Source organism: Bradyrhizobium sp. BRP20, from assembly GCF_020194215.1.
Classification (GTDB): domain Bacteria; phylum Pseudomonadota; class Alphaproteobacteria; order Rhizobiales; family Xanthobacteraceae; genus Bradyrhizobium; species Bradyrhizobium yuanmingense.
Map to the genome: position 1 here is coordinate 87,486 of NZ_JADYVY010000012.1, position 13,864 is coordinate 101,349.

The window sequence follows — 13,864 nt, forward strand, 5'->3', positions numbered from 1 at the left end:
TCGTACGTGGGCCCGACCTGAGCTCGCCGAATATGCGATTACTTCTCGCCGGCACGGGTGGCGGACTTGGCGCCGGCCAATTCCGTCAAGTTGATGCGATCAAATTCGCTCCAGACATTTGCCAGCCAGTGCCGGACATAGCCGCGCAGCACGAAGGAGTTGTTCGCAGGTTCATCGTTCCGCCCCTTGTTTGCGACGAAGTCTATGAATGGGACGGATGCGACTTCCACCTGCTCATAGGCCATCTCGTTAAGCTTCGGTATGACCAACTCGGTCGCATGTTTGATGCGGTGAAAATAGGAATTGTATGTCGCTTGATCCCACTGGAAGAATTGAGTGTCGTTGATGAAGTTCTTGACCAGGTAGTACTTCGCGCCGCTCATAAAGGTCGCGGTTTCCGCGATCTCGTCTAGCGAGGCGATGGACGATCCCAGGATATGGAACACGGCGAATGTTATCTGGCCAGACCGCGCCGAGTCCAGAAATCCGATGTCGCGCAAGGAAGCCAGCGCAGAGGACAGTAAGCCTGCGCGAGCATCGATGACAGTGACGGACAGCCCTGAGTTCAGGGTATCGAAGATCTTCATCTGGTCCGCCGTCGTCGTCATGTCGACGATCTCGGTGATCTCGGGATAAAAGCGCTTCAGCGTTCCCCGCGGCGACTCCGTGTCAAATGCGCGTGTTTGCACGTTGTTGACGCTGAAGTAGTCCAGTAGCGTTCGTGATACGGTCGTCTTGCCGACACCTCCCTTGTCCGCACCGACCACAATTACAACTGGCTTCACCATGGAAATCTCCTGAGACACTCGCTATCGCGGCGCGCAAAGTACGCAACCGGCGCGTCTCTGCTTTGGGTGCGAACATGGCAGAAAGAAGGGGCAATGAACCTTCGATGCGAGAGCTCTGCAACCGATGAACGTTTTCAACATCAAGCGAGTGACGTCCTTGGATCGCAACGACGATGCAGGCCGAAAATGGAGAGTAAATCACTTGTACTGGTGATCTACGTGAGGTTTGTAAACGGCTGGAATGCGCGTCACCAAGTATCAACGGCTGCCTGTGGTGATCGTGGCGATATTGCCATAGGCTATCTATCGCTGCTGCTATGATTGGCATGAAGCGGCCGAATCTTACGTAGCGTCAGATTGCGAGCTCGGTGGAAGCGCAATCGAGGCGGTGCTACGCGGTCCAACTATGACTTGGCAGATCATCAAAGGTATGCTGGATCAGATCGTCGTCTTTTCGGCAGACAGCGAAGTGGCTGGTCAATCACTGAGAGATGACCCTGAACGACCGAACTCTCACCATGCCGCGCCAGCGGCTTCGTTCAATCCCCGACGATTCAGTCAGATGGCCTAACGCTCTAAATCAAGTAAACCGAGCCGCGGAAGGTGCGATTACCTACACGACCTGGTAGATCGCCTAGGGTTGCGAGATTAAGAGGATCTGTCTCTAAGCAGCATTTCGGTTGTCGACCGGCGAGGTAAACAACTGCTCAGTCTCGCTAGCGTCGATGAGACGGAGGAAGTCACACTTGCGTGCCGTTTGCTGTTTATGGAGGCAAAGGGATGCCGACAAAGCATCGGCCCTCTTCGTCCTTCAAATCACCAATAAACGGATTACTCATTACTTCTGAGGATTCGAAAGACAGGCCAGATCACAGTCATCTGATTGAGATTGCAAGCCGAAACGTGCTTCGTTGCCGTTAGCTATTTCTACATTCCGCTATCCAACCAATAAACTGAGACAACGGGGTGCAGAAGCGCCCGGATGGAGCACTGCCGAGCCGGGTGGATGTGCGCCTTGTGGAAGACGTTCATTATCGGTCCCCCTCATGCCGACAAGATTCTGCCAACCATTCACGCCTTCCACTCCGACCGCTAACGGATCGAAAACGGTTTTCGAGCAAGTTCTTGCCCGGGATAGCAGGGGAGGAGATCCACACATGACCGGACTGGCCGTTATGGAAAACGTGCGCCGCTATCGCGCGATAGCTTCGTTGTGCCGTCAGTCCGCCGCATTTCGGCCAATCCAACGGGACTCATTACTAGTGCAAGCTGTGGAATGGGAGGAACGCGCGATCGCGGAGCTCGAGAGATACTTTAGTTCCTCGGCCGCATGTTTTCGTTAACGGCAGCGGGCGCTTCGCAGATTTACGATCGAACAATAAGTAAGGTTCACGAGGGAGAACGGTGGCCGGTTGCGCAAGCCAGCCGTCGTGAAATCATGTCGGCGTTGGCGCTACTGTCTTCAGCTGCGGCAAAGATACAAGCTGCCTGCTGGCGCATTTGGCATCTTTGTTTCTTGTTCCACTCGTTGCCCTGCTTGGCGGGATCAAGCGCCATCATCGAGTCGCTTACCTCAGCAAAACCAAACGCTGCTGCGCGAGCTTTCGCTGGACGATTGGATGAGGACGAGCGGTTCGTCGCCATTGAGCCGGAGCTGACGTTCCAGGAGGATATCGCCTGGGTTGTTGGCCAGCGGTGAGTGACGCTGAGATCTATCGTCGAGGTGCTTTCATCTCATCCAGCAAACTGAAGACTTTGAGATATCAACCACTGGCGGCTTGGAAATGAGCGAGTACGGCGGGGTTGCGATCGAAGATCGACCCGGAGGAAGAATTCGATAGCGCCGAATTCTTAGTAGAGACTATGTCCTGGAAACGTTTGGCCATCAGTTCAGTACGAGCCATTGTTCGTGAGTCATCTCATTCATCCGTCGCGGATACACTTGGCGTGTGGTTGGGTTACTGATCCTGGTTTACATGTCGGTTTCATTGTACGAAATGATGTCGCTTCGCAGGATATTTACGTCTTGAGCCTCCACGGCGGCTGATAATCGGCTAGCTATCGGTAAGCTGACAGACAGGCACCGAGCAGCTGCGATCCGCTCTTGTTCGTTGACTACCTCTAACGGCGCGGTGCGTGCCGGCCATCCGCTTGCAGTTGTGGGCCGTTCTGCGTCGTCCCTTCAAGGGCGAGCGACAGCTTGAGATTGTTGCTCAACATCGGATTTTCTGGGTCAATTGCCAGAGCTTGGCGGTATAGCGTTTGCGCCTCGTGATGGCGGCCCTCGTGATCGAGCACAACACCTTTGGCATTCAGTGCGCGCAGGTCGCCGGGTGCTGCAAGCAACATGTTGTCGAGCACCTCAAGCGCCTCATCAGGGCTTTCACGCATCAGTAGGGCCCGCGCAAGAGGAATTGCCGCATCGACATTGTCCGGTCGTTGCTTCAGCGCATCGCGCAAAGCCTTCTCGTCAGCATCCCGACCGAGGGCGTGTGAGATGCGCTCGCGCATAGCTGGATCGACCTCCTTGGCCCCAACCAGCTCTGCCGTAGACGTCGGCTGCTGTGAAAGTCCCGACGTGTGCGAGTTAGCGCAACCCGCGAGCAGCACAATAGCAAGCATGGGGAGAAAGGCCGAGCACGAATGGCGACGAAAGTTACGCCAGCGCCGCAGAACATTAATCTTACATGAATTCATAAGCGACCTCACGACCCCACACCTGTGCTCGTCAGCCGGCCGCAGGCAGGAGGTCACGATGCCCGCCTGTAGGAGTCTTGTCCTTGCCAGGCGCAAGTTTGACGGAGCCAATCGGCTGGACGGTGAAATCCGAGGCGAGATCCTGATACGAGAGAACAGGTAGGTCTATTCCATTGCGGGTGAGAAATCCGCGGACGAAGCGGCGGATATCCATCGAGCCCAGAATAACTGGCTGGTTCTGACTGCGCGCGATGCTCGAATGAATCTGGCGAAATTGTGCAAGTAGCATCTCGCTTTGCCGATCCTCCAAAACGAGGTAGGGACCCACAGCGGTCTCGCGCACCGCACCTCGCACGATATCCTCGGTCTCACGCTCGACGATAAAGGCCGCCACAACACGATGGGCGTTGGCATAGCGGTGACAGATCTGCCGCTTCAGAACGGAGCGCACATATTCGGTGAGCAATACGGCACTTTGCTCCCGTTCGCTCCATTCTGCAAGCGCCTCCAGAACCAAACGGGTGTTCCGGATCGGGATGCCCTCGTCCAGCAAGCGACGTAGCACATCCGCGATGCGAGGGATCGGTGTCGTGCGCAGCACCTCCTTCACCAGATCGGCATATTCCTGCTCCATCCGGCTAAGCAACTGACGCGTTTCCTGAATGCCCACCAGGCGCTGAGCATAGCGTGTCAACGTCGACTGGACGCGCAAGGCGATGATTTCGCTCGGACGGTGGTGCCCTATTCCGGCAGCTTTGAGAGCGGGCGCGTGGCCTTGTTCGATCCAGATCCGATTCGTGTCTGGATCCTGCCAAAAGGGGATCCCGCTCAGTTCAATGTTCGCCACGTCGTCGTTAAGTAAGAGTTGTGTCGGGTCAATGGCGCCCTCTTCCACCGGCACTCCTTCGACATCCACCCGGAATTGCGATTGGGCGAGGTGCTGTGCGCTTTGGGCGGGAATGCGTGGAATTGTGATGCCAAGATCAGCTGAAACCAGTGCCGAAACCCGTGCGACGCACTGCTCGAGTTCCCCTACGTCGATTGCCTGCATCAGGCTCGGCGCTAGCAACAGCGTAATCGGAAGTGCCTCCGCGGGCACGGTTTGCTTCTGACCTTGTGCGGAAGCGGCGGCCGAACCGGTGGGACCGGCGCCGGCCTTGGGAGCGGTCTTGCCCTCTTGCACGCCAACCTTGAGAAAGCTGGCGGCGGAGAACAGCGCGGCCAGTATGACAAAGGGCGGCAAAGGGAAGCCAGGAACGAACCCCATCACAAGCAAGACACAGGAGGCCAAGCGTAGCGCTTGTGTGCTGGCCGTAAGTTGCTTGACGATATCGGCGCCGAGATTGAGTCTAGAAGGACCGTTGACACGAGTGACAATGGTTGCGGCTGTAATTGACAGCAGCAGGGCCGGAATCTGCGAAATGAGCGCATCACCGATCGTCAGGATGGTATAATGATGCATCGCCTCCTCGAGGGACATGCCCTTGGAGAGCGATCCGATCGTGATGCCACCCAGCATGTTGATGCAGATGACTATTAGTCCGGCTATGGCATCGCCCTTCACGAATTTCATAGCGCCATCCATCGCGCCGTGCAGTTGGCTTTCTCGCTCCAGCGCGCCGCGCCGGCTGCGGGCTTCGTGCTGATCGATATGGCCGTTGCGCAGCTCCGCGTCGATCGCCATCTGCTTGCCCGGCAGCGCATCGAGCGTGAAGCGCGCCGATACCTCCGCCACCCGTTCGGCGCCCTTGGCGAGAACCATGAACTGCACCATGGTCACGATCAGGAATATGACAATGCCGACGGCGATGTTGCCGGATATGACGAAATCGCCGAACGTATGAATGATGCTGCCGGCATCGCCCTCGGCTAGGATCAGTCGCGTCGTTGCAACGGTAAGAGCGAGACGAAAGACGGTGGAGATCAGGATGACGCCCGGCAGGGACGAAAAGTCGAGCGGCGTGTTGAGATACAGGGCTACCATCAACAGCAATATGGCAAACCCCAGATTGAAGCCGATCAGCATATCGATCACGACGATCGGGATCGGCATGATCATCATTCCGATCGCCAGAAGAAGCATCAACGCGACCATCAAATCCGGGTGAGCCGGCGCGCGCGTGATGAGATTTCGTAGAAGGTTGGCCATGAGAAGCCTTATTGTTGTTTGACTGCAGCTGTGCTGCCCCGCAACAAAACATAGCGTTTGAAGGCGGCTTGCGCTTCGGTCATGCGGCCAGCGTGGCGCAGGGCGTGGCTGCGCATCAGCATCAAGGGCGGACACGAAGACGGCTCGTCATCCAGTTTGTCAAGCCTGTCCAATACCGACAGTGCTTCGTCACCGCGACGCTCCGAGATGAGAGCGTAGGCCAGGATGCGGAGCAGGCCGATGTCTTGAGACTGTTCGTGAGCGACCAGCCGCAACAGAGCCAGGCTCTTGGCGCTCTGTCCGCACGCAAGGTAGACATAAGAAAGCACGCAGAGCAAATCTCGCTCCGGCCCGGAGATCAGCTCGATAGCGCCGGGTTCGGAAACGATCGGCGGCTGTGTAGATGTGAAGTGTTGCACTTTGTCTGGCCCGACCATTGCTAGCCTTTGATCAAGCCGTTGTGACTCTGCCGGAGCAGGATTAAACGTTGCAGCTCCAGTTGGAGAAGGGCGGCCCCTTCACGTGGCACCAAATCCTCTGGCGCGGCTGATAGCGTATCAGCCAAACGCTCCAGAAGAAGGCCGTGTTGCTCTGGACGCAGAACATGCGAATGACGTAAGCGCGGCGTCACGAAGGAGAGCAGACTGTGCGCGAGATTGGGCTCGTTAAGCCAAGCGAGTTCCGAGCTTGGCTCGATCTGACCTGGCGGGGCGCGCGCCTCGTCTAGATTGATGCGCGAAACTGCATCGATCGAACTGAGCTCGAGCGCGCTCTCGATCGTGGCGTCCACCAACCGATCCAGCACGTCACTATGGCGAGAAATTGAGGTGTGGCTCTTGTGATCATTGCCGCGCGTCCGGTCGATCCCGATGGACTTGGCTCGAGAATTGACCCGCGTGATGGCAGATGCATGATGATCAACGTTTGGCTCCTGAAAAGAGGTGGCGGGCTCGACGGGATTGGGGGGCAGCCTAGTCATGGCACTTTGCTTCCTTACCTGCGGCCTAAAACGCTAATAGGGTAGAGTGGCAAGCCGGCCATCCCGGCTCAGCAGAACACGCCCTTCCTCAATCGCGTAGACGGTCCATCCATTGCTCAAGAGCGCGCCGACGAAATACTTTTGACCAGCAATGACAATATAGGGGTCGCTCCCGCGCCAAACAGCTTGGACCCCAATTGCGGGAGGCGTCTTCTCATCCTTGATAGCCACCGCATTGACGAGCGTATAAGCGCCATTGCTATTGTGATCAAACCGCTGCTGGACGTCTCGCCATGTGGCGAGCGAGGCGGGCGTAACGGAGCCATCGGCGGTGACAACGCCCGCCCCAGAGCCGACCTTGATGCCGACAAGTCCCGCTCTGTCAACTTCCTTTTGCAACCGTTCGGCAGCTGCATCGGTGGCCAGAGCATCAGGAGCGCTGAGCGCCAGCTTGGGCGCAATGTCCGGAGCAGGGGACGACGGACTTGACGCCACGGCGGTATCGGTCTGGACAAAACTGGATGAGACTGCGCCAACCGCGGCAGAGCTGATCAGGACCAAAGCGAGAAAGGCGAGCGATATATGCCGGCGGTCGATGGAGCCAGCTTGTTTGTAGTCCTCGATCGTCCAGCGAATGGACATCGCCCCGGCATGCAAAACGACAGGAAGAGGGACAACAATGGATTCGTTCGGTAAAACAGTCTCGTGCCCCTCGATCCTAACGTCCCTCGCAAGGGCCTCGATCTCGATTGAATTGGAATGAGGGGTGACACGAAGATGGTGCGGTTCGAGGCCTTGTTCGACGAAGATTAAGTCAGCATCGAGGCTGCTGCCAATCAGACACGATCCGACCCCCATTTTACTTGTCAGCCCGGAGTAACACCCTGACAACACTTCGAAATGCGGGCAATTTGGTTCATTCACGATCGGTTTCCTGAACAGCGAACGGAACCGTACGGCAAAACCGTACGGCCCGTGCGACTTCACAGACTAAGCAGCCGGGGAAAGTGGGGCGGCGACGTCGCCCCATCTCATCCCTTACTGCACCCGCTCATCGGCCGCTTTCTTGACGGTCGAGAGCTCGGTCGAGACGACGCGAAGTTCAACATCCCTCTCAGCAGCCTTTGTGCTGGTCAAGGTCAGAGCGGCGATTTGCCGTTGGAATGCCGCCTCTCCAGCAACTTCAGCAGCCGTGGAACCGGCTGCAGCAGTAGCGGTGCCGGCTGCCCCACCTGCAGTCGAGGTATGAGACGCACCAACGTTTTTAGACATACTATTCTCCTGTGTGCTCGAATTTCGCCGCGACGTGCGGCTCCTATTTCCTAACGTCGCAATATGCGACGTCAGGAATCCTCCTCTGTCTCGGCCATGACATCGTCGAAATGGCTCATTGCACTATTCGCAAATTGGAGAGCAACGGCTCCCAAAGCGACGCTGAACGCTTGCTGCATAGCGGCTTCTTGCGAGTTGCCGCCCATGGACGCGCCGCCATTTACGGGAATGTTTGCATCAGGCGATCCGGCATGATCGTCGCGCTCGCCAGGCTTGTGAGATCCTTTTTTGCCGCCGCTTTTGCCGCCAGCCGCATGGAGGTCAGCATCAACGTGCCCAGCGGCGCTAGAGCTCGTAACGCGCATCGGGTTCTCCTATGTCAATTCGATCGTGCCAATGGAGGCAGTTTCCGCCCTCCACTATGCAAGTATTAGCTTTCGACAAGCTGACGAGTCGTAGAAAATGTAATGAGCCGATGGTCGATCATCATTATATGTCTTCACCAGCCGACCGTATTTGAACAAGTTGCCCGCGAAAGCTAGAGATCAGATGGTTAAGACAAACAATCGTTTGTGGAGCTTGACCGGGTGAGCACGTTGCTCATCGTTTCGAAAGCTTCAATAGCGAAATATCAAAGCCACCACTAACAAAAGCGTTTTGAGGCCGACGTGCTGCAATCTCGAACTCACGTCCCTTGCGATGCCTCCGAGCTCTTTCGACAATTTGCTTGGAGTCAGGCGAAGCGGCATGGAGCTTGACCTGGGTCGGAGCGAGGCGGAAAGCCAGAGTGACGGCCGATTCAGCGGCCAAGAGCGGTCTCTCGGTCCTGGCGGGCCCATAGCAGATCCGTCAATCGCGACTTACTTTCAGGGAGACCGAGCAGAAGCCCGCCACTCGAGAAAGAGCCCTTCGGACTTCTACCCGCTCTGGACCAATGTGCTCTCGATCCTTGCGCAACCGGCAGGCTCCGCGGCTGCGGCCGGTCTGTCGCGTAGTGTTAATGCATCGCGGTCTTGACAGGCGGCGTATGCAGTCGATGTGAACTTCACAGCGGCAGACTGGAGTTGAGGTCGGATTCGAACGATCGAGTGCGGCCAACATAGTTTGTACGCAGTGAAGAAGCCGAAATAAGTTCCTCGGATTCGGAGGCGGTCTCAAGTATGCTAGTAGAGCTTGCGCGACCTACTGCTCGGCAGAGAGGCCCAACCGCGCGGAGGCCGCGCAAGCTCGATTAGCGTTTCCGGCGTGATCCTGAGAAGATAGCGTCGCTCCGCCTAGGCGTTAGCGCCTGCAGCTTGCAAGCGCTCGGATTCGATGCGAGCCTTCAGGTTATTCAGATAATCCTCCGCGTAGGACTGCGCCACCGAAACCGGCAGGTTGACGCCGGCCGTCGCGGCTTCTTGAATTGCCTGCTTCACCAAGCCTTCTCGCATTGCTAATTTGACTTCAGGTCCGGCGATGCAGCCCACCGCCTGTGCCGCAAGGCTCAGCCCGGCTTCTTCCAGCGCTTGCTTTATGTTGCCGCCACTGATGGCAGTGTGAAGAAGATTTGCAGCTTGCGCCTCGGCTTCGAGCACCATTGACGCCAGATCGGCCAATTCACCCAAGCCTGGAATGAAGCCAAGTACACCGACTGCTGTCGCGGCCCAGTCGAATACCTTAGAGCCAACTTTGAGCACGTCATTAAGTGCGTGCATGAAGGCGCCACCGTTCTTTTTGGGAGACTTGATGTCGGGCTGGTCTGCCACTCCCATCGTCATGTCCGCGACCGCGTCCTGCTCGGCAGGCGTTCGGACGGCATGCGTCTTCACTTGGTGAACGGTGCGGTTCGCACCCGACATGTTGTTGAAGAACTGGTTGAAGTCGGTGTTGCTGATGTTGCCGGAATCGACCGTATGGCCGCCGCCGAAGTCGAAGAACTTATGGTGGGTTTTGTAGCCCGTAATCGCGTTGTTCATCAACCCGAACAACACAGGATCGGAGAGCAGCTGGGAGGCCGCCTTTCGCACCTCGGGCGCGAGGCTCTTGTCATCCACCATGCTCGCCAGCTTTTCCCGGGTCAGATCACCCTTCCCGAAGAAAGCGTCTTGGTTCTTGCTGATCGTATTGAGCGTATCGAGCTCGGCTTGCGTGAGATTCATCGATGATGAAGCAACCTGCAGGAAGTCCTCTTTGTGGACCTTGTCTATCGAGCCTCCGTACAAGTGCTTCCATTCATCCGGGTGGTCGAGGAAGTATTGAGCGGCCGCGAGGACCTGTGGCGGGCATTTGCCGGTCTTAGCTTCGCCGTCGACGATCCGCTTGAAATCCGCAAGGCTCAGGTTCTTAGGCAGGTTGTCGGAATACCGATAGAGCTCGCGCAATGCATCGGTCTGGGTCATCACCGATGGCTCGCCATTCCGGGTGCCGTCGGAAGGGATGTAGTTTTGCGTATAGCTCTTTGCCCGCTGCTCCTGGAAAGCAGAAACCTGAGGGTGGTGATCGGAGAAGCCGGAGAGATCACCTGCTTTGATCTTCCCGCCGCAGCGGCCGTCACCTTGCGAGCCTATCGCATAGAAGAGCTCTGGGTCCTGTTGCAGAGCCTCGATCGCCGCCTTTAGATCCGGCGGTGTGGAGGGATCGTTGGCCAAATCTCCAAGAGATTTCCAATCCAGCGGGCATTTGTCTTTGTGTCGGTTCAGCACCGACACAATCTGCAGCTCGGCATCAGTCAGCGTGCCGCTGTTCCACGTGATCCTGGAGCTTTGTACGGGTGCCTCTGCAATCTTCGGGGCGCTCGCAGCGGAGGAGGACTCCGCGGAGGATGGCTCGGGGGCCTGCTGACATGCGTCCAGTGCAGCCTTGATCTCCGGCGGGAGGATGTTCCGCACCTCCTGCGTGAGTTCCTCCGTCAGCTGCTTGGCTGAGTCTGCAGCCGGCGGATCCTGTGCAGTCGAACGGTCATCGGCATTGTCTTTCAACGAGAAACTAGCCAGCATCGCCTCGAAGTTTGAAAGATCCCGCGCCGATGAGGGTCCGGGGGCCAGCCCGGACAAGCTCGAGTTGGCGGTTAGTGACAGGTTGTTGACTGACATTATACGTCCTCTGATTTGAGATCGCACCACAAGCCGGTCATGTGGCGCAGCCCGAGAATCGCGACGAACAACGAGCAAGAAATGTCGATGGGCTTCGATGGCTCCTACCACTTGCTTCCGATTGCTCAGTGCGCCCCCAGCGCTCAGTTCCGCTACAATCTATAGGCACATCGCCGTCTAGATATTCACGCCACATGGTAGGTTCGATTAGCTTTCCAAAAGCTGACGGCGCTCAGAGGTTTCACAACGAGACGCGCAATGATGGTGTGAGAGGCGGTGATGGGTTCTCGATATCGGAATTGCCTTGCTTGTTATGCTCGATCGCTCGCCTCCGGGCCCACTAGCTCGAATTACAGAGGCCGAGTCTGCCGCTCTGCGGATGGTCACGTGCGATGATTCGTGAAACAAGGTCGCAGGTCTCCGCAGCATCTTATGGTGGAAATCACCCACGCGTAGCGACCTCGCGCCTGCCCCCACGAGAGTGTTGGCGCTTGCGTAGATGCTCGAAGAGTCCGACGGTATTGTGCGGCCCCTATTGCCCCGAGCGGATCGAAGCTCAGCTGCACTCGGCATTCTTCATTTCATCATGCTTAGCCGCTTGGCGAGTGTTCGCTCGAACCCACAGGCCAAAGGGAAGCGTCCAGCGACGGTATGAGACGAATAAAACCTTCTTCTCGCCATTCCGCCGTGTGAGGCACACCCAGGATGGTGAACGTTGTTGTCCGGACACCCCTGGTAGGTATGAGATCGCGGCTTCTTAGCATTTCGATCTGAGCGGGCGTAGCTGTTTGGCCAGTGAAGACCCAGTCGTCCTTGGCGCGACGACCGTTCGCCATGGCGAAATCTCCAATTTCCGGCGGAGCAACCCCTGCGTGCAACGCGGGCCCAGCTTGAGACGGTCCAGCGTGAGGTGACCCGGCCCGCATGAGCCAAGGCTCAAGATCTTGCCAAACAAGGTCGTTGCCGAAATCGGAGGCGTCCGCGCGGTGTTGAGCGATCGGCTGTTGGGAATTGGACCGCTCGCCGCCGCTCAATGATGGCTCGACACGCGATGATCTGCCTCCGAGTTCCTGCCAAATTAGGTCCTGGCTGTATTCGGGTATTTCATGCAATGCCATTAGTTCACGCTCAAACTCCCTTGGACCGGCGGGCGATGAGGAGGAGTGGGACGCTGGGCTGTTGTCCGCCCGGCTTAGCGCGTTGAAGTCCATGCTGTTCCTCCTTTTGGACAGCGGAGTGGCTTTCATTCTTATGCGACGAAGCTCGTTTGCATGACGGACTTCGTGGAGTTGTTCAAAAGCTCGCATGAGGCGCTAAAGTGGAAAAGCACGCTCACCGATGCTGCTGGCATATTGCGCCACCCTGCGGCATCGGCCATCTACACATCCGCGCTCTGACAATGGCAGCAGTAGCTTTCGAAAAGCTGACAGAGGGCATAAGCAGACGCATTGCATCTCTTCGAGGCCATCTGTTGTCATCAAGTCATTTCTTACCTGCATCGGGTGTGTGGACCACGCCGTCTTGATGTGGTGCCTCCGGCGAAGGAGCGTCATTCGGTCGTCCTTCGCGAATGACCACGCTGGAGGATCCGCGAAACAGCATCAAAACCGACTCGTGCGGCGGCTTTTCGGCACCGCTCGGGTTTCGCCGTGCCTGTGCCTCCGCCGCAAGTCCTTTTACTGTTTGCTCCACAAGCGCGACAAAGCGGGGTGGACCAGAGGCGAAGACGAGGCCATCTCCCGGTACGGGTCTCACGATGTAACGCTCGTCGGAGATGTCGAGCGCATCGAGTGCCGCCTTGAACGCATCAAAGCTGATTGGACTCAAGACCAAAAGGCGGCTTTGCGCCTCATGCGCATCGGATACGTAGAGCACCAGCCCATCGTAGTACCATTGCAGATTGTAGAGATTAATCAGCCGTTCGAGGAACTCTCGCGGTGGTAGATCCGGCATTCGCCCCCGAATCCGACCCTTCACCCCGGTGCTGATATTGACTCTGATATTTAGGTTGTTGCCGAATTCCTGCAGTGCGGCCGCGAGGTCCTGATCCAGAACTGTGTAACTATAAGGCGTCGATGGCAGCGCCAGGGGAGCGCCGAGCGCCTCGACCACGCCAAAGCAAATGAAAACACCAGCATAGAGAACTTTCTTCAAGATGTGCAGCCTTGTGGGTGGGATGAGCATTCCTGCTATTTTTACACTTGAGAACAAGCACCGGAATTTGTCCCAAAATTTGGAAGCCGATGCTTCGTCCCAAATTGGAAGCTAACCGTGATCATTAGATGACAGATGCTCGTCAGTTTTTGGTCAGCTTGCTTCTCTAAGGTGCGGCCCATTCGTGTGAACGAACGGCTCATCTCACCACGTGACAGAAATGATTTCCTCCATGTTGTTTGGCGTTACGTCGATCCCTGCCAACTCCGTAGAGTGTGCCTCTAACGGCTGTTCGCCGGCGCACACTCAGTTTGGCGAGAGTCTTGCGCAGGTGGCCTCGAACCAAGGTGTCGTCTCTTCTGTGACCGAGCACGCGCCAGCTCCATCGCTGCCGGAAGTGCAGCGCGCAGTAGCGCCGGCGAGCCCGCTAGGCGATCGCGTCCTTCAGAGCATTTCTGCTATCCACCAGGGCAAACCATTTCCGTCGGGTGCAGTTTCGCCGACGCTCGTCGGCGAGCCTAATCCTACCAAGAGTCTGCAGCTTGGGCCGGCCGCACAACCGGTCTTGCGTGTGCAGCAAGTGGAGGTGCATCCAGTGGGAAAACCGGAGGGTGCGGATCATTTCGACTCGGCGCTGGCGAATCTGCGGGATGTTTACAGCGGCGTCATCCAGGTTTCGCTCATCTCCAAGGGGACAGGTGCTGTCAGTTCGTCTCTGAATAAGCTTCTATCGGCGGGCTGAGCGGGCCGT

The 13,864-nt window shown here is 57.2% G+C and carries 13 protein-coding genes; 2 read left to right on the plus strand and 11 right to left on the minus strand.

Annotation, left to right across the window (positions count from 1 at the left end; translation table 11 throughout):
* Positions 1-38: 38 nt before the first annotated feature.
* Positions 39-788 (minus strand): hypothetical protein, encoded by a 750-nt coding sequence (locus I6F33_RS25675; RefSeq protein WP_092302639.1) that lies wholly within the window; start codon positions 786-788, stop codon positions 39-41.
* 1,157 nt (positions 789-1,945) lie between these two features.
* Here I6F33_RS25675 and I6F33_RS25680 point away from each other — a divergent pair.
* Positions 1,946-2,131, plus strand: coding sequence for a hypothetical protein (locus I6F33_RS25680; RefSeq protein WP_225144499.1), 186 nt, complete (start codon positions 1,946-1,948; stop codon positions 2,129-2,131).
* 46 nt (positions 2,132-2,177) lie between these two features.
* On the opposite strand, the gene I6F33_RS25685 is transcribed toward I6F33_RS25680, so the two are convergent.
* The 10 genes from I6F33_RS25685 to I6F33_RS25730 form a co-directional block, all read right to left on the minus strand.
* Positions 2,178-2,348, minus strand: coding sequence for a hypothetical protein (locus tag I6F33_RS25685; RefSeq protein ID WP_225144500.1), 171 nt, complete (start codon positions 2,346-2,348; stop codon positions 2,178-2,180).
* Between the two features lie 561 nt (positions 2,349-2,909).
* Positions 2,910-3,299: a tetratricopeptide repeat protein gene (locus I6F33_RS25690; protein WP_225144501.1), complete on the minus strand. Its 390-nt coding sequence runs from the start codon at positions 3,297-3,299 to the stop codon at positions 2,910-2,912.
* A gap of 217 nt (positions 3,300-3,516) precedes the next feature.
* The gene (sctV, locus tag I6F33_RS25695; protein WP_225144502.1) at positions 3,517-5,634 is read right to left on the minus strand and encodes a type III secretion system export apparatus subunit SctV; all 2,118 of its coding nucleotides are present in this window, start codon (positions 5,632-5,634) and stop codon (positions 3,517-3,519) included.
* Between the two features lie 8 nt (positions 5,635-5,642).
* Complete coding sequence (locus I6F33_RS25700) at positions 5,643-6,071, minus strand: M48 family metallopeptidase (protein ID WP_225129517.1); 429 nt, start codon at positions 6,069-6,071, stop codon at positions 5,643-5,645.
* Between the two features lie 2 nt (positions 6,072-6,073).
* Positions 6,074-6,613: a hypothetical protein gene (locus I6F33_RS25705; protein WP_225129515.1), complete on the minus strand. Its 540-nt coding sequence runs from the start codon at positions 6,611-6,613 to the stop codon at positions 6,074-6,076.
* A 33-nt stretch (positions 6,614-6,646) separates the two neighbouring features.
* Positions 6,647-7,537: an FHA domain-containing protein gene (locus I6F33_RS25710; RefSeq protein WP_225144503.1), complete on the minus strand. Its 891-nt coding sequence runs from the start codon at positions 7,535-7,537 to the stop codon at positions 6,647-6,649.
* A 114-nt stretch (positions 7,538-7,651) separates the two neighbouring features.
* Positions 7,652-7,885 (minus strand): nodulation protein NopA, encoded by a 234-nt coding sequence (locus I6F33_RS25715; RefSeq protein ID WP_225129511.1) that lies wholly within the window; start codon positions 7,883-7,885, stop codon positions 7,652-7,654.
* A 71-nt stretch (positions 7,886-7,956) separates the two neighbouring features.
* Complete coding sequence (locus I6F33_RS25720; RefSeq protein WP_225144504.1) at positions 7,957-8,250, minus strand: hypothetical protein; 294 nt, start codon at positions 8,248-8,250, stop codon at positions 7,957-7,959.
* 909 nt (positions 8,251-9,159) lie between these two features.
* Positions 9,160-10,863: an HrpF/NolX family T3SS translocon protein gene (locus I6F33_RS25725; RefSeq protein WP_225144564.1), complete on the minus strand. Its 1,704-nt coding sequence runs from the start codon at positions 10,861-10,863 to the stop codon at positions 9,160-9,162.
* A gap of 1,578 nt (positions 10,864-12,441) precedes the next feature.
* The gene (locus tag I6F33_RS25730) at positions 12,442-13,113 is read right to left on the minus strand and encodes a secretin N-terminal domain-containing protein (protein WP_346657213.1); all 672 of its coding nucleotides are present in this window, start codon (positions 13,111-13,113) and stop codon (positions 12,442-12,444) included.
* A 220-nt stretch (positions 13,114-13,333) separates the two neighbouring features.
* Here I6F33_RS25730 and I6F33_RS25735 point away from each other — a divergent pair, with 220 nt between their 5' ends.
* Complete coding sequence (locus tag I6F33_RS25735; RefSeq protein WP_225129506.1) at positions 13,334-13,855, plus strand: nodulation protein NolB; 522 nt, start codon at positions 13,334-13,336, stop codon at positions 13,853-13,855.
* Positions 13,856-13,864 lie beyond the last annotated feature (9 nt).